At 66.6% G+C, this 15141-nt stretch carries 15 protein-coding genes and 1 pseudogene; 14 read left to right on the forward strand and 2 right to left on the reverse strand.

All coding sequences use genetic code 11. The annotated features are described in order from the left end of the window. The first annotated feature begins 18 nt into the window (after positions 1-18). The 6 genes and pseudogenes from ACZ7M3_RS21030 to ACZ7M3_RS21055 all read left to right on the forward strand — a co-directional run. The gene (locus ACZ7M3_RS21030; protein ID WP_472065060.1) at positions 19-1461 is read left to right on the forward strand and encodes an RsmB/NOP family class I SAM-dependent RNA methyltransferase; all 1443 of its coding nucleotides are present in this window, start codon (positions 19-21) and stop codon (positions 1459-1461) included. 166 nt (positions 1462-1627) lie between these two features. Continuing rightward, on the forward strand, positions 1628-3133 hold the full coding sequence (locus ACZ7M3_RS21035; protein ID WP_472065062.1) for a dihydrolipoyl dehydrogenase family protein: 1506 nt from the start codon (positions 1628-1630) through the stop codon (positions 3131-3133). A 70-nt stretch (positions 3134-3203) separates the two neighbouring features. Beyond that, entirely contained in the window at positions 3204-4031 is an 828-nt protein-coding gene (locus ACZ7M3_RS21040) for an alpha/beta fold hydrolase (protein ID WP_452970654.1), read from the forward strand. Between the two features lie 188 nt (positions 4032-4219). Continuing rightward, entirely contained in the window at positions 4220-4906 is a 687-nt protein-coding gene (gene rpe, locus ACZ7M3_RS21045) for a ribulose-phosphate 3-epimerase (RefSeq protein ID WP_067366072.1), read from the forward strand. A 78-nt stretch (positions 4907-4984) separates the two neighbouring features. Further along, on the forward strand, positions 4985-6028 hold the full coding sequence (locus tag ACZ7M3_RS21050; RefSeq protein ID WP_075027530.1) for a sugar-binding transcriptional regulator: 1044 nt from the start codon (positions 4985-4987) through the stop codon (positions 6026-6028). A gap of 282 nt (positions 6029-6310) precedes the next feature. Continuing rightward, positions 6311-6996: pseudogene (locus tag ACZ7M3_RS21055) on the forward strand (transposase family protein); the annotation flags it as partial. Here the strand turns inward: ACZ7M3_RS21055 and ACZ7M3_RS21060 are convergent. Continuing rightward, the gene (locus ACZ7M3_RS21060) at positions 6981-7358 is read right to left on the reverse strand and encodes a DUF3732 domain-containing protein (RefSeq protein WP_472065064.1); all 378 of its coding nucleotides are present in this window, start codon (positions 7356-7358) and stop codon (positions 6981-6983) included. The pseudogene ACZ7M3_RS21055 and the gene ACZ7M3_RS21060 sit on opposite strands and share 16 nt — an antisense overlap. Here ACZ7M3_RS21060 and ACZ7M3_RS21065 point away from each other — a divergent pair. Continuing rightward, complete coding sequence (locus ACZ7M3_RS21065) at positions 7336-8391, forward strand: UDP-glucuronic acid decarboxylase family protein (RefSeq protein ID WP_472065066.1); 1056 nt, start codon at positions 7336-7338, stop codon at positions 8389-8391. The genes ACZ7M3_RS21060 and ACZ7M3_RS21065 overlap by 23 nt on opposite strands. Positions 8392-8446: 55 nt before the next feature. Here the strand turns inward: ACZ7M3_RS21065 and ACZ7M3_RS21070 are convergent, their stop codons facing one another. Next, positions 8447-8764: a hypothetical protein gene (locus tag ACZ7M3_RS21070; RefSeq protein WP_472065068.1), complete on the reverse strand. Its 318-nt coding sequence runs from the start codon at positions 8762-8764 to the stop codon at positions 8447-8449. Between the two features lie 506 nt (positions 8765-9270). Here ACZ7M3_RS21070 and ACZ7M3_RS21075 point away from each other — a divergent pair. The 7 genes from ACZ7M3_RS21075 to ACZ7M3_RS21105 all read left to right on the forward strand — a co-directional run bounded on the left by ACZ7M3_RS21075 (position 9271) and on the right by ACZ7M3_RS21105 (position 15125). Beyond that, positions 9271-10779 (forward strand): prenyltransferase/squalene oxidase repeat-containing protein, encoded by a 1509-nt coding sequence (locus ACZ7M3_RS21075; RefSeq protein WP_472065070.1) that lies wholly within the window; start codon positions 9271-9273, stop codon positions 10777-10779. Between the two features lie 5 nt (positions 10780-10784). Next, on the forward strand, positions 10785-11417 hold the full coding sequence (locus ACZ7M3_RS21080; RefSeq protein WP_472065072.1) for a hypothetical protein: 633 nt from the start codon (positions 10785-10787) through the stop codon (positions 11415-11417). 14 nt (positions 11418-11431) lie between these two features. Continuing rightward, positions 11432-11773, forward strand: a complete 342-nt coding sequence (locus ACZ7M3_RS21085; RefSeq protein WP_351310593.1) for a cupin domain-containing protein — start codon at positions 11432-11434, stop codon at positions 11771-11773. A gap of 118 nt (positions 11774-11891) precedes the next feature. Next, complete coding sequence (locus ACZ7M3_RS21090; protein WP_472065074.1) at positions 11892-12377, forward strand: hypothetical protein; 486 nt, start codon at positions 11892-11894, stop codon at positions 12375-12377. Positions 12378-12401: 24 nt separating this feature from the next. Then, positions 12402-13223: an aminoglycoside 6-adenylyltransferase gene (locus ACZ7M3_RS21095; protein WP_472065076.1), complete on the forward strand. Its 822-nt coding sequence runs from the start codon at positions 12402-12404 to the stop codon at positions 13221-13223. Between the two features lie 158 nt (positions 13224-13381). Further along, positions 13382-14431, forward strand: coding sequence for a glycosyltransferase (locus ACZ7M3_RS21100; RefSeq protein ID WP_472065078.1), 1050 nt, complete (start codon positions 13382-13384; stop codon positions 14429-14431). 22 nt (positions 14432-14453) lie between these two features. Further along, positions 14454-15125: an O-methyltransferase gene (locus tag ACZ7M3_RS21105; RefSeq protein ID WP_472065080.1), complete on the forward strand. Its 672-nt coding sequence runs from the start codon at positions 14454-14456 to the stop codon at positions 15123-15125. The last annotated feature ends 16 nt before the right edge of the window (positions 15126-15141 follow it).

Here is a 15141-nt window from a genome sequence, read left to right on the forward strand (position 1 = left end):
ATCCGGAGCACCTTTTTCGTGACTGAGCAGTCCCGCGGGCCGCGCAAGCCCGGCAAGCCCTACCGCCGCCCCCAGAAGGACCCGGTCCGCATGCTCGCCTTCGAGGCGCTGCGGGCCGTAGACGAGCGCGACGCGTACGCGAACCTCGTGCTGCCGCCGCTGCTGCGGAAGGCGCGCGAGAAGGAGGGACCGGAAAAGTTCGACGGGCGGGACGCGGCGCTGGCCACCGAGCTGGTGTACGGGACGCTGCGCCGGCAGGGGACGTACGACGCCGTCATCGCGGCGTGCGTGGACCGGCCGCTGCGAGAAGTCGATCCGCCCGTACTCGATGTGCTCAGCCTCGGCGTGCATCAGCTGCTCGGGACGCGCATCCCCACGCACGCCGCCGTGTCCGCCTCCGTCGAACTCGCCCGCGTCGTACTCGGCGACGGGCGCGCCAAGTTCGTCAACGCCGTGCTGCGCAAGGTCGCCCGGCAGGATCTCGACGCCTGGCTGGAGCAGGTCGCGCCGCCCTACGACGAGGACCCCGAGGACCACCTCGCCGTCGTGCACTCGCACCCGCGCTGGGTCGTCTCGGCGCTGTGGGACGCGCTGGGCGGCGGCCGTGCCGGGATCGAGGACCTGCTCGAGGCCGACAACGAACGGCCCGAGGTGACGCTCGTGGCGCGGCCCGGGCGTTCCACCGCCGACGAACTCCTCGGCGTCCTCGGGGAGGAGTCCGTGCTGCCGGGACGCTGGTCGCCGTACGCCGTGCGGCTCAGCGAGGGCGGCGAGCCGGGTGCCATCGACGCCGTACGCGAGGGGCGTGCGGGCGTCCAGGACGAGGGCAGCCAGCTGGTGGCGCTCGCGCTCGCGAACGCGCCGCTCGACGGCCGGGACAAGGCGTGGCTGGACGGCTGCGCGGGCCCCGGCGGCAAGGCCGCCATGCTCGCCGGACTGGCCGCCGAGCGCGGCGCCGCGCTGCTCGCCGCGGAGAAGCAGCCGCACCGGGCGGGCCTGGTGGCGAAGGCACTCGCGGGCAATCCAGGCCCCTACCAGGTCATCGCCGCCGACGGCACCCGTCCGCCGTGGCTGCCCGGCACCTTCGACCGGGTGCTCATGGACGTGCCCTGCACGGGTCTTGGCGCCCTGCGCCGCCGTCCCGAGGCCCGCTGGCGGCGCCGTCCCGAGGACCTGGACGGCTTCGCGCCCCTCCAGCGCGGGCTGTTGCGGACGGCGCTGGACTCCGTGCGGGTCGGCGGCGTCGTCGGGTACGCGACCTGCTCGCCGCACCTCGCCGAGACCCGCGCGGTCGTGGACGACGTCCTCAAGCACTACGACACGGGCTCCGCCGAACTCCTCGACGCCCGCCCGCTCCTGCCCGGCGTACCGGCGCTGGGCGACGGCCCCGACATCCAGCTGTGGCCGCATCTGCACGGTACGGACGCCATGTATCTGGCGCTGATCCGCCGGACGGCGTGACCTCTCCCAGCGCCGAGAACAGCCCGGAGGCGTACCCTTTCTCGTATTCGGAGAAAAGGCCGGAGCGGAGCAGGACGAGGAGTGGAGTGGTAACCCCCGTCCGAGCGCAATACGAGAGCCATCGCCGAATCCTCCGGGTTCACCATTCTCGTAATTGAGGGCGTGAATGATGGCAGCGCGTGTGGATCCCGATCGTTCCGAGTGGGACGTCATCGTCCTGGGCGGCGCCGCGGCCGGGGAGAACGCGGCTCAGTACGCCACGCAGTTCTCCGGTCTGGACGCGGTGCTGGTCGAGGCGGAGTTGCTGGGCGGCGAGTGCTCGTACTGGGCCTGCATGCCCAGCAAGGCCCTGTTGCGCCCGGCCGAGGTGCTGGACGGCGGACGGCATGTGCCGGGTGTGTCCTCGCTGTTGACCGGGCGCGAGCTGGACGTGCGGGCGGTACTGGCCCGCCGTGACACCGTCGTGAACGGCCTCGACGACTCCTCGCAGATCGGCTGGGCGCTCGGCGTCGGCATCGATGTGGTGCGCGGGTACGGGCGGCTCGCCGGGGAGCGCGCGGTGGCGGTGGAGACGGCGGCCGGCGCCACCCGGGTGCTGACCGCACGGCACGCGGTGGTGATCGACACGGGCTCCTGCACCACCGTGCCGACGATCCCCGGCATGACCGAGGCACGCCCCTGGACCTCCCGCGACGTCACCAATCTGCACGAGGTGCCACGCCGGGTCGTGGTGCTGGGCGGTGGGGTGGTCGCGTGCGAGGCGGCGACCTGGCTGAAGCCGCTGGGCGTCGAGGAGTTGAGCATCGTGTACCGGCGCGCCGGCCTGCTGGCCCGGGCGGAACCCTTCGCCGGGCGCATGGTGGGTGACCAGTTGACGGCCGCGGGGGTGCGGCTGCTTCCCGGTAGGTCGGTCACCGAGGTGCGGCGCGACGAGCCCCGCGACACGGGAGTCGGGCTGCCGCACGGCGGCGAGGTCACCGTCCGGCTGGACGACGGGAGCACGCTCGTCGCCGACGAACTGGTGCTCGCCACCGGCCGTACGCCGAACACCCAGGACATCGGCCTGTCGTCGGTGGGATGCCCCGACGGCGGCTTTCTGGAGGTCGACGACGAGCAGGCCGTACGGGCGGTGGACGGGCACTGGTTGTACGCGGTCGGTGATGTCTGCGGACGCGCGCTGCTGACCCACATGGGCAAGTACCAGGCGCGGATCGCCGGTGAGGTGATCGCCGCCCGTGCCACGGAAGGGCGGGTGGACGGAGCGGGGAGCGGCGTGCCGGGCTCCGCCGACGGACACCGGGGCAACCCGCAGGTGACCTTCACCGACCCGGAGGTCGGATCGGCCGGCATGACCGAGCGGGAGGCGCGTGCGGCGGGACTCGACGTGGCGACGGTCGAGTACGACATGGCCGCGCTGGCCGGCACGTACGTGCTGCGCGAGGACTACCTCGGGCGCGCCAAACTGGTCGTCGACCGGGGTACCGACACGGTGGTGGGCGCGACGTTCGTCGGCTCGGGCGTCGCGGAACTCGTCCACTCCGCCACGACGGCCATCGTCGCGAGAGTGCCGCTTCCCGTGCTGTGGCATGTCGTGCCCAGCTACCCCACCGCGAGCGAGGTGTGGCTCCGCCTGCTGGAGGCGTACCGCGCGGAAAAGCGGCATGTCGGGTAGCGTGAAATTCCCGTCATGCATTTCAGCCGATCAGGGATCCCGCACGTAACTCGATCGAAAGAAATATGCCATGCCTTTCATTTCCACGAAGGATGACACGGAAATCTATTACAAGGACTGGGGTACGGGGCAGCCGGTCGTGTTCAGCCATGGCTGGCCGCTGAACGCCGACGCCTGGGATCCCCAGGTCCGCATGATGGCCGAAAATGGCTTCCGCGCGATCGCGCACGACCGCCGCGGCCACGGACGCTCGGGTCAACCGTGGGACGGAAACGACCTGGACACGTACGCGGACGACCTGGCGCAGTTGATCGAGGCCCTCGATCTGCGCGACGTGATCCTGGTCGGCCACTCCACCGGTGGTGGCGAGGTGACGCGCTACATCGGCCGCCACGGCACCGGACGGGTCGCCAAGGCCGTCCTCCTCGGCGCGATCCCGCCGCTGATGCTCAAGACGGAAGCGAACCCCGAGGGGCTGCCGTTGGAGGTCTTCGACGAGATCCGCAAGGGCGTCGCGACCGACCGCTCGCAGTTCTACAAGGACCTCAGTGCGCCCTTCTACGGTGCCAACCGGCCCGGTTCGCAGGTGTCCCAGGGCACGCGGGACGCGTTCTGGCTGTGGTCCCTGCAGGTGGGGATCAAGGGCTCGTACGACTGCGTCAAGGCGTTCTCCGAGACCGACCTCACCGAGGACCTGAAGCGGTTCGACGTCCCCACCCTGATCGCGCACGGCGACGACGACCAGATCGTGCCCATCGTCGCGGCCGCGGAGAAGTCCTCGAAAATCGTCAAGGACGCCACGCTGAAGGTGTATCCCGGTGCCCCGCACGGCCTGTCGATGGTCGCCCCGTTCAAGGACGTCTTCGACGCCGACCTGCTGGCCTTCGCCCGCAGCTGAAGAACCCGGCGGCACACGGACCGTGCGGGGCGCGACACCCGCGCTACGGTCCGGGTGCCGCCCCGGTGCGGCTCGGGCACGCATGTATGGCGCATGTATGGCGCAGGCAGGGCACCGGTATGTCTCAGGTACGGTCCAGGAACCGGACCGAGGAGAGCAACCGGCCCGGGGCATGGCAGGCTTGGGGCATGGCCGTGCAGATCAACCCCAGCATTCTGTCCGCGGACTTCGCCCGTCTTGCCGAGGAGGCACAGGCGGTGGAGGGCGCGGACTGGCTCCATGTCGACGTCATGGACAACCATTTCGTTCCGAACCTCACGCTCGGTGTGCCGGTCGTAGAGTCCCTGGCCCGTGCGACGGACACGCCGCTGGACTGCCATCTGATGATCGCGGACCCCGATCGGTGGGCACCCCAGTACGTGGAAGCGGGTGCCGGTTCCGTCACCTTCCACGTCGAGGCGGCCGCCGCGCCGGTGCGGCTCGCCCGCGAGATCCGGGCCAAGGGCGCCCGCGCCTCCATGGCGCTCAAGCCCGCGACCCCCATCGAGCCGTACGAGGACCTGCTTCCCGAGCTCGACATGCTGCTGATCATGACGGTCGAGCCCGGTTTCGGCGGCCAGGCGTTCCTGGACATCATGTTGCCGAAGATCCGCCGCACCCGAGAGTTGATCAGCAAGCACGGCCTCGAGCTCTGGCTTCAGGTCGACGGCGGTGTGTCGGCGTCCACCATCGAACGGTGCGCGGAGGCGGGCGCGGACGTCTTCGTCGCCGGTTCGGCCGTGTACGGGGCCGCGGATCCGGCCCAGGCGGTACGTGCATTGCGCACCCAGGCTCAGGGCGCGACGGCCCATGCGGCGTGGGCGTGCGACCACTGACCAAAGGGAACGTGAACGGCGCCCATCAGGGCTGATCAAGTACGCCGGATCTGCGAGGATGAACGGCGAATCCAGAGTGTGAACAGCAGTGAGGAGATCGCCGTGTCGGGTATGTCGGCGGGCCGGTCAGCCATGCGGATGGGACCCGCTGAGCTGGTGCAGGCGGCGGCCATGGCCCGCCGCTTCTACCTCGAGGGCAAATCCAAGATCCAGATCGCCGAGGAGTTCGGCGTCAGCCGCTTCAAGGTGGCCCGGGTCCTGGAGACCGCGCTCGAACGGGATCTCGTGCGGATCGAGATCCGGGTGCCCGCCGAGCTGGACGCGGAGCGCTCCGACGCGCTGCGCGCCCGCTACGGCCTGCGGCACGCCGTCGTGGTCGAGTCCCCGGCGGATGCCGAGGAGTCGCCGGACCCCGAGAACCTCGGTGAAGTCGCCGCCGACCTGCTCGGTGAGCTGGTCAACGAGGGCGATGTGCTGGGCCTGGCCTGGGGCCGCTCCACCATCCACATGGCGGCGGCGCTCGACCGGCTCCCGCCGTGCACGGTGGTGCAGCTGACGGGCGTGTACGACGCCGGGACCGCGGAGCGCGGGTCGGTGGAGGCGGTACGCCGCGCCGCGCAGGTGTCGGGCGGCGACGCCCACCCCATCTACGCGCCGATGCTGCTGCCCGACGCGGCCACCGCGGCCGCGCTGCGCAGCCAGACCGGGATCGCCCGTGCCTTCGAGTACTTCGACAAGGTCACGGTCGCCTGCGTGTCGATCGGCTCCTGGGAGCCCGGCATCTCGACGGTGCACGACATGCTCACCGAGGAGGAGCGCGCCCACTACGCCACCCTCGGTGTCGCCGCCGAGATGTCCGCGCACCTCTTCGACGCCGAGGGGCGGCGGGTCGGCCGTGACCTGGGCGAGCGGTGCATCACCGTCGAGGCCGACCGGCTGCGGCGCATCCCCGAGGTCGTGGCGATCGCGGGCGGACAGCGCAAGGCCGCGGCCATCGACGCGGTGCTGCGGTCCGGGCTCGTCACCAGCCTGGTGACGGACACGTCCGCCGCGGACTACCTGATGACAGCGGGCGCGACTCCCCGCCCCGCCCTGAACCGGGCGGACCCGGACGGTCCGTGACGCGCCTGGGATGACGCGGTGCGCCCTCCGGCGGGGCGGGACCGCCCTCACGTGCCGCGCCGGTCCCGGTCGACGCGCCTTGGCGTAAGCGCGGCGTGCCTTCCGGGACGGTGAGCCGGGCCCGGCAACGCGGCGAGTGCGCCGTCCCCGAGGCGACGGCGGGCCTTGCGGGGCCTGCTCGGGCCCCGGGGGCGCGCGGCAGCACTGGCCCGAGCGGTACGGCCGGGACCCCGAGGGGCAAGCGGACGCGGCCGCCAGGCCGGATACCCCGGGCCTGTCGGGGTCGCCTCCGACCCGACGTTGTCCCGGCTGATCGGCGTGCTCGCTGGCGGCGGGAAGCGCGTGTCGGCCGCACTTCGGCAGGCCCGCGCGCATGTCCGGCAGTTGGCCGGCCGGCGGGCACCCGACGCGGGCGGGCAGGTGACCGTGGACCTCGATGGCGTCCTCGTGATCGCGCAGTCCGAGAAGCAGGATGCGGCAGCGACCTGCAAGGAAACGTTTGAGCACGACCCGCTGACGGGGTTCGTCGACCACGGAGCCGGCGGTTCTGGGGAGCCGGTCGTGGGCCTGTCGCGACCCGGCAACGCCGACTCCGTCACGGGCGCCGACCACATCGAGGCCGGCCCGGCCGGCCCTGGCCAGTTGCCCAAGAACGACGGCGCCCGGGTGGCCGAACCCGCCGGTGACCGTCTGAAGGAGTGGCCGATGGGGGCGCGGCTGATCGTGTGCATGGAGGGCCCGCATCCCGGTGCCCAACTCCGCTACACCGACGCCGACGGGATACGCCTGACCCGCTTCGCCACCAACACCAAGGACGTCCCGATCGCCGAACCGGAGCCGCGCCACCGGCAGCGCGTCTGAGCCGAGGACCGCGTTCGCGCCGCCCGCTCCACCGGCCTGCGCGACCTCCCCTCCACGACGCCGCACGGGACCAGATCCGACTGGAGATCATTCAGATCGCTCTCGAGCAGGGCGGTTCTGTCGGGTCCGGCCAATGTGGTGCCGACGGGGCGCCCTCGGGGAAGTAGACCTGGGACGGCTGGTCGCGAATGAGGAAGCGGGGTACCGGACTGCGCTGTTCTGAGAACCACTCGTGCATGCTGAGGAGCGTGGCGAGCTGCCGGCGGAGCCAGTTCTCGCCGCCGCCCCTCTCGGCCGGGCGGACCGGTCCGTGGGTGGTGTGCGCGACGACTGCCAGTCCCCGCGGGACAAGGCGGATGAGTGACTCCTTGCGTTCCAGGTCCAGGGCGATGGCCTTGTTCTTGATCTTCGTATTGATCCGGGCGTGCGATCCGAGGACTACACAGGTGAAATTCACACGCATTGTCATAACAGGCGGAGCCGGGTTTCTCGGGTCCCACCTCTGCGACCATTTCTTGGGCGCCGGCACGGAGGTCGTATGCCTGGACGACTTCAGCTCCGGCCGGAAGGAGAACCTGAAGTCGTCCGCGGCTTCAGGGCGACTGACCGTCAAAGTGGCCGACGTCGCGGACGGCTGCGATGTGCCGGGCCCGGTTGACGCAGTGCTGCATCTCGCTTCGCCCGCGTCCCCGACGGACTACCTGAGAATGCCGTTGGCCACCATGAAGGCCGGTTCTTCAGGCACCTTCCACGCACTGGATCTGGCTCGGCGCAAAGGGGCCCGATTCGTGCTGGCATCGACCAGCGAGACATACGGGAACCCACAGGTGCATCCGCAGCCGGAGACCTACTGGGGCAATGTCAATCCGGTTGGCCCGCGCAGCGTGTACGACGAGTCGAAGCGCTTCTCGGAAGCACTGACCATGGCCTGTCACAGGAGCCAGGGCGTCGACACTGCCATCGTCCGGATCTTCAACACCTTCGGACCACGGATGCGTAAGGACGACGGCAGGGCGATACCCACCTTCATCACCCAGGCGCTCGCCGGGAAGCCCATCACTGTTACGGGCTCCGGCACCCAGTCCCGCTCGCTCTGCTATGTGCACGACCTTGTCGAGGGCGTCGTCCGGATGCTCCATTCGGACCTCGCCGGCCCCGTCAATCTGGGCAACCCCGAGGAACTGACCGTCCTGCAGATCGCCGAGCTGGTCAGAGACCTCACGGGATCCAGCTCGCCCATAGTCTTCGTGGATCGTCCCACGGACGATCCCGACGTTCGCTGCCCGGACATCACACTCGCCCAGCGGCGACTCGACTGGGCACCGCGATTCTCTGTCATCGACGGCTTGAAGCAGACCATTGCCTGGTTCCGGGAGAACGAACAGGCTCCGCTGGAGCAGCCCACCGGCCGGGCGCCCTTTCTCATCACGGCCGTTGGTGGCATCGGACCGCTGTCCGATGCCACCGGGACCAAGCCGGAACCTACGTGCGGCACCCCCTGACCGTCAGGCACCTCCCGACCGCCAGGGCATGCGAACTCCGCTGTGCCGTGCCCGGCTACCGCTTCCGATCACCCTGAGACGGGTGCCTGCGGCGACGGAGGCGGCGGGCATTGGTGCGGGGCCTCTTCACGCGGGCTCGCGGAGACTTTCCGGCACGGACCAAGTAACGGACGAGCATGGTGAGTCCGTCCTGGACATTCGGCAGGAGCAGCACCACCACGGCGTCCACCAGTCCGTCCCCGGCCTCGACGCGAGCCATGACGCACAGGGCCCTGATGGCGACCCCGGCAATCCAGCCGATGTCGAAACGGGTCGACATCCGACCGATGCGGCCGCGTAGGGCACGGGCACGTACAGCGATCTTGGCGAGCATGTTCTCGGGTTCCCTTCCATGAGGAGTTGGAAAGGAGGCGCCTCCCGGGAATCAACGTGCCAGGCAATGGCTGGGAATTGCCGGGAAGGTTCGTCGAACTGCGGGAGAAAGCGCCTAGTCCCGGTTGCCGCACAGTCGGTGCCCGACGCCCCCGCGACGGCCGGACCGGCAGGCCGTGTCCGCGCCGCCGACATGATCGCCTGCCGAGCGCACTTGCGCTCACCGGGGACCGAGCGGGCCCGGCGATGACCGCTTCCCGATCTCGTTCGAGACGGCAGATGGGGAGTCAGACATGCCGTAGTGGCTGGTCACAGCTTTCTCGACCGTGCGGAAATGCAGCGCTCTGTCTCAGCAACATCAAACGCCCCGGTGGTCACCTTGAGAACAATTTGAACGAACCGGACTACTTTGAGTACGAAGGGAATCCAACATCGACGATTTCGGGTATAAAGAGCAGACAAGAGTAGGGTCGTGGGGTAACCTCCCGTCAGGAGCTCGAGAGCCGCATGGAAGAGACTCCAGCTGTCGACAACATCGATATACACATAGAGGCCCTGAAAGCGCTCATCTCGCCTGGGGTATATGCGGCTGCGCTGGAGGATTCACCTCTCATCGATCTTCCTGCGGTGGTCAAGAGGGTCGGACTGGGATCCGCTCCGGGAGTGAGAGCCCGAGGGTTCATTGATGTCCTGGAAAGGGTGGTAGCCGAGCAGCTCAAGATGAATGATCGTAAAGCGGCAGAGATGTTGTTCGCCCTTGGGGAATGGACCGGAAAACCTGCACAGGAACGCCGTGTCGCTGTGGCCAAGCTCCGGGACAAGCACTGGACGTGGGAAAAGAATTATCGGAAGGAACCACTCCACCTTGACTTGCGTAAGGTCTACCTGGCACTGAGCCGGGAGGTCGACACCCTCAAGGCCGTGGGCCCGGTCCGGAACCCCCTCCAACCGGTTCACGAAATGGTTCAGGCAGCTGAGGAACCGCACTATCGGAACGTGGACTCGGTTGTTCGACGATCGTGCGCGTGGGTCCAGCGGGTGCAGAACATGGACGGCGGCCTCCCATCCGACAACGAGGGATCCTTGAGCTGTACGTGGACGACCGCTGGTCTGCTCTGGGCCATGGCCGAGGCGGGGGAGGACGCCGCCGCTCTCTGGAGGCAACGTGCCCTGATCTGGGTCCTCGACCACGGAAACCAGGACCGGGGGATTCCGATCGTCGGTAAGGGGGATCCGTCGATTACGGATGCCACCGCGCAGGCACTCCTGGCCATATGCGCCTGTTATAAGTCGACCGGTGATGGTTTCTACCGGGACAAGATGACTGACCTCACGAACTGGCTGGTCCTGCATCAGGAACCTGGTTCAGGATGGGCGTGGAGACCCGGCAGGGAACCAAGCTGGACCGCATCGACCTGCTTCGGTCTGATCGCCCTGGGCGCTGTGCTTCCCCTGCTCCCCGATCAGCGAGAAAATATTCAGGAGTCGATCCGAGTCGCACAGCAGTGGTTGCTGACGACACAGAACAACGACTGCGGATGGGGATCCCATAAAGGTGATCGCTCGCGGGCGGCGATTACCGGAATAGTACTTTTCACGCTGTCACGATTGGCTGCGGTGCCTCAGGTCGATTCCGCCGATCTCATCGGCGGAGCGCTCGATTTCATCGGCGGAGCGCTCGATTTCATCAAAGAGAGCCAGCGGCCGGATGGTACCTGGGCCTCTACGATTGACCGGCCTATGGGGCATACGATAACAAGATTCGGTGACGCCTATTGTCTGCTGGGAATATCAGCGGCGTCGTCAAGGGAATACGAGCCCTCCATACTTCACGGCGTCCGGGCACTCATGAAGTGGCATCGGGGCTCCTATTTCCAGTACGAAGACACCGTCATGCACAGCTGGCCGACAAGAGACGGGATCCTGGCTCTCTCGGCGGCTCGGGAGAGGCTCCGGCCGGAGAAGCGGCCCAATGGGGATGAGAGTGGGGGAGCATGGGATTACGTCGGCAACTGACGAGTATGAACCAGGAGCAGGCCGACTGGGAGGAAGTCGCACAGGTAACACGTAGGCTGGTTGCCCGCGCTGACGCGGAGGACCTTGTAGCCAGATGGCATCCGCTCGGATTCATAGACATTCCCATATCGGAAGGCGTTGCGGCTGCGCGCCGCAAGAGCACCCACACCACGATCCATGTGTGGCATCCGGAATTCTCTCGTCCGCAGGACCCGCCCGATATTTGCCACTCACACGGCTGGCATCTGGACAGCGTGGTTCTTCATGGCAGTTTCGTGAACGAAACATATGATGTGGAGGTCGACGAGGCAGCCCCTTACATGCTGTACGAGGTGTCCTACGGCGCCGGTGTCTCCATTTCGCAATCTACGGGTCGGCGTGTCACCGTTAGGATCGGAAATGAAGAGCGGATGCAGCAGGGGAGGCGCTACCAGATTCCGGCTGAATTCTTTCACTGGACACGAACGAACGGTGACGATCTGGTCATTACCGTGATGTCTAGCAGCAGTTTCACGGGAAAATCGCCCATGATCGTTCGGTCGGCCGAGTCCCGACGCGCCCATGAGTACGAACGCACATTCTGTTCGAATGGGGTGCGAAAAACGGTGTTCAAAGATATCCTGGGCAGGCTTACTTAACAGGCGAAAAAGGGATGAGCATGTACCACTTTCCGCATTCAGACGGTGTGATTCGCCGGTTCGCGGACGTAGAGATCACAAACCTGATCACCGGAGCGGCCAAGTCGGCCTTCAGTCTGTCCGTCGCAACCTTGCGGGGTGTGCACCCGCCGACCGTGAGCCGGCTCAGTGACCGGGCGTACTACATCATCGAGGGCTCTCTCACCTTCACGGTGGCCACAGAGAAATTCCAGGCGGCCGCGGGGGACGCCGTCCTGGTGCCCAAGGGGGCGACACATGCGATGGAAGGAACGGCGCAGTACGTGGTGGTGAACGCACCCCCCTTTGATGCGGCTGCCGAAGATGCAGCTTCATGACCGGGCCCGTGCCTGCTGGCCTGTGGCCATCAAACCTACTGCCGCAACGCGAGAAGGGTCGTGTTACCGCTGCCCGGACAGTGCCTTCGTCCCGGATCGCGGAACGATGAGGCGATTGGTGCGCGCCTGGAGCGATACGGCTGAGACGTCCGCGGCGGGCATCGTTGCACGAGGCGAGGACATCTGTCAGCGCCTGAACATCAACATTCTCGGCGGGGTGTTCCTGGCATTTCTGGAGGAACATCATGACCTGGCATTTTCGCGCCTTCTCACCGCGTATGTGGACGAGCGCAGGTCAGACATCATCAGGTTGCTTTACGCGGATCTGGACGACCATCCTCCGGGCGACCCGAGAAGTCGCCGGGTCTACCGGAACAACCAAGGCCGCTTCCTGGTGCTCCAGGCGGAGACGCGCCGCTTGGAGGTGTCTGTTCTGGCGCGCCTGCTGAACGAGGAGAAGAGGCGGTATCGGAAAGCTGTGATCACGCACGTGCCACGACGGGACACGACGGCGGGCGATCACCTGATACATGTTCCGAATGATTGCGACGAAGCCGTTCATCATGTCGGAGCCCTCGCATCGGCTGTCGCGGAATTCCCCTAGCCACGCACCACCCCAGGAGACTTGATGCCGTCCAACTCTCTTGAGCGGCTGGTGGATCGCCTTGTGCGAACTGTCGGCGAAGACCTGCCGCTTTGGATCGAATCCGCGTCAATCGCGGGATCGTACGCACGTGATGAACGCGATGAGCACTCGGATCTCGACCTCTTCTTCCTCATCGCACCAGGCAGCGACGTTACCGTGAACCACGCTGCCGACACCCTGATCGCCTGGGTCGGTGATGTGGTACTCCGTCGCGGTCCGGTCTTCGTCCCACACTTCGGTCACTCGATCACCGCTGTCCTGCCGGATCTTGCGGTATGTCAGATGAATGTCAACACCAGGGAAACAATCGAGCTCAATCCGATGAGGTCTGCCAGCCGGATCGTGCTGGACCGGGATGGATACATGACTTCGTTGGTCGAACAATCGAAGTCGATGTTCGTCGATATCTCGAAGGTGTACCACGAACACTTCTGCTACTTCTGGATAAGGGCGTTGTATGCATTTCGCAGCGCCCAGAGGGGGGAGTTGTGGCGGGCGATCGAGTATCTGGCTGACATGCGCAAGGCGATGCAGCAGATCATTCGCATCCAACATGGAATTTACAGCCCGGTGGTGGGCCCGTACCATCCTGCCAAACGGTACGAAGAGCAGATCGGTGCTGACGAGGCCCGAATACTTGAGTTCAGTCTCCCCGAATACTCCAGGCAAAGCGTTCTGCAGAGCATACTCGAGTCCGTCGAATGGTTTTCTCGGGCAACCCAGGACACTGCTGATTTTCCGATCGAGCCCGACATGCGCGGCTCTGCGGAGAAGATCGAGCGTGTTGTGCGGTGTGGAGTGTGAGCAGCCACATCATCGCTTGCGGCCCAAGTGGCTTTGCCGGTGCGGGCCGAATCATGTGCAACGGTCTCCAGAACGCCGCCGAGCACGGCGGAAGATGCACCTATGTCGGGCCGGTCACACCCTTCCCATGGGCACGGGGTGGAAGCGGGGACGTTGAGGTGACGTGGCGAGACGACCCGGTGAGGTCTGGCGCCATAGGGGCCGGTGCCGCCATCGCCAACGAGTCCGTACTGCTGCCGCTGGAACTGGCGGATTCCTTGATGAGGGCAGCGCGGTTGTCCGCTGCCGAAGGAAATGAACCCGTCATATGGGCGCACTATTTGTTCCCCTATGGCGCGGCCGGACTGATGGCCGCCGCTCTCCTGCGTGGCAGCGGTGTACCGGTGAGGCTTTGGCTGAACCCGGCCGGCTCCGACATCTGGGAGGTGGGCCCCCAGCTCAGAGAGCTTGCCACCGGTCTCCTCCGCGATCCGGGGGTGGAGCGTATCGTCACCTACTCCTCATCCTTCGCCGCCGAAATCTCGGACCAGTACGGGGTCAACCGGCCCATTGACGTGCTGAAGCCCTGCCTCGGCGGTGGGTACCGCCCGCTGTCGGCCGTGGACCGTGCTGCTGCCCGGCGCAGACTGGGGCTGCCTGCCGACGCGTTTCTCATTTCCATGCACAGCAACATGCGGCCGGTGAAGGCGTCGGAAGACGTCCTGTGTGTCGCGCGCCGAGCGGCCTCCCTGGCCGACTCGAGGAACGTGGTTCTCCTTCTGGCCGGACCCGCGCCCAGTGTCCCGAGGGACCTGTCACCCCTTGACATCCGATTGCTTGGGCTGCTCAGCGATGTGACCGAAGTTCTGCAAGTCTCGGACGCGGAACTCAACCTCAGCCGTCACGATTCGTTCAATCTGAGCCTCGCTGAGGCGATGGCGTGCGGCGTTCCGGTGGTCACCACCGATGTGGTCGGTATCGCCCCTGACATTCACGTCTGTGAGGCGGGTGCCACCGTCCCCCTGGAGCCTTCCGGCCCGCGCGATCCGCGCCGGTGCTATCGGGAGGCGGTTGACGCGCTGTGCCGATTCGCTTCGCGGGAGGATGAACGATCGGCCGCCGGTCGGCGCGCGGGCGAGCATGCTGCGGCTGTCTTCTCCGGCGCGGCGCACTGGACGCGACTTCGTTCGTTGCTGTCCGCCGAGTTCGCCGGGGCTTCGCAGCCATGAGCCACGACCGTCTGGGGGAGTCATGGAGTTCGAGCAGGCAAGAGCTGTCGTCGATAAACTGCCCGGACCCCGTATCCGGGCCCATCGCGGCCGCATGTTGTACGACCACATCAGGCAGTGGCGGCCCACCCGTGTACTGGAACTGGGGACAGCACGTGGTGGTTCCGCGGTTTTCATCGCGGCCGCGCTCAGGGCCAACGGAGCCGGATGTCTCACGAGTGTGGATTCATGCCGCAGGGAATGGAAAGAGCCCTCTGCGCAGGAGACTCTGGAGAGAGCCGACCTGACTGATCTGGTGGTGCTCGACCGAAGTTTCTCCACGTACACCTGGTTCCTGAAGGTGCAACTGGAAAGACGCCTCAATAGTGGCGGAGACCTCGCTTCTGCCTACGACCTGATCTTTCTCGACGGGGCTAAGGAATGGTCGGTCGACGGCTTGGCCGTAGTGCTGGCGGAAAGGCTCCTCGCTCCGGGGGGATGGCTTGTGATGGATGATCTCGGATGGAATTATGAGGAGCATTCATACGGTCCCAGACACTATGAAGTGGAAATCTCCGGACTGAGCGAGACGGAGCGCCGCACGCCTCATCTGCGTGCCGTCTTCGACCTGCTGGTGAAAACGAACCCGGCGTTCACCCGAGTGATCGACGAGGACGGCTGGTGGGGCTGGGCGCAGAAAAAGGAAGCCAGTTAGCGGGTTCTGTCGAACA

This window comes from Streptomyces sp. NPDC111656 (genome assembly GCF_055656965.1).

Bases quoted from the DNA above. Each gene is read 5' to 3' on its own strand.
- ACZ7M3_RS21035 (WP_472065062.1), top strand. From the start codon at position 1,628: ATGATGGCAGCGCGTGTGGATCCCGATCGTTCCGAGTGGGACGTCATC.
- ACZ7M3_RS21040 (WP_452970654.1), top strand. From the start codon at position 3,204: ATGCCTTTCATTTCCACGAAGGATGACACGGAAATCTATTACAAGGAC.
- rpe (WP_067366072.1), top strand. From the start codon at position 4,220: ATGGCCGTGCAGATCAACCCCAGCATTCTGTCCGCGGACTTCGCCCGT.
- ACZ7M3_RS21060 (WP_472065064.1), bottom strand. From the start codon at position 7,358: ATGACAATGCGTGTGAATTTCACCTGTGTAGTCCTCGGATCGCACGCC.
- ACZ7M3_RS21070 (WP_472065068.1), bottom strand. From the start codon at position 8,764: ATGCTCGCCAAGATCGCTGTACGTGCCCGTGCCCTACGCGGCCGCATC.
- ACZ7M3_RS21075 (WP_472065070.1), top strand. From the start codon at position 9,271: ATGGAAGAGACTCCAGCTGTCGACAACATCGATATACACATAGAGGCC.
- ACZ7M3_RS21080 (WP_472065072.1), top strand. From the start codon at position 10,785: ATGAACCAGGAGCAGGCCGACTGGGAGGAAGTCGCACAGGTAACACGT.
- ACZ7M3_RS21085 (WP_351310593.1), top strand. From the start codon at position 11,432: ATGAGCATGTACCACTTTCCGCATTCAGACGGTGTGATTCGCCGGTTC.
- ACZ7M3_RS21095 (WP_472065076.1), top strand. From the start codon at position 12,402: ATGCCGTCCAACTCTCTTGAGCGGCTGGTGGATCGCCTTGTGCGAACT.
- ACZ7M3_RS21105 (WP_472065080.1), top strand. From the start codon at position 14,454: ATGGAGTTCGAGCAGGCAAGAGCTGTCGTCGATAAACTGCCCGGACCC.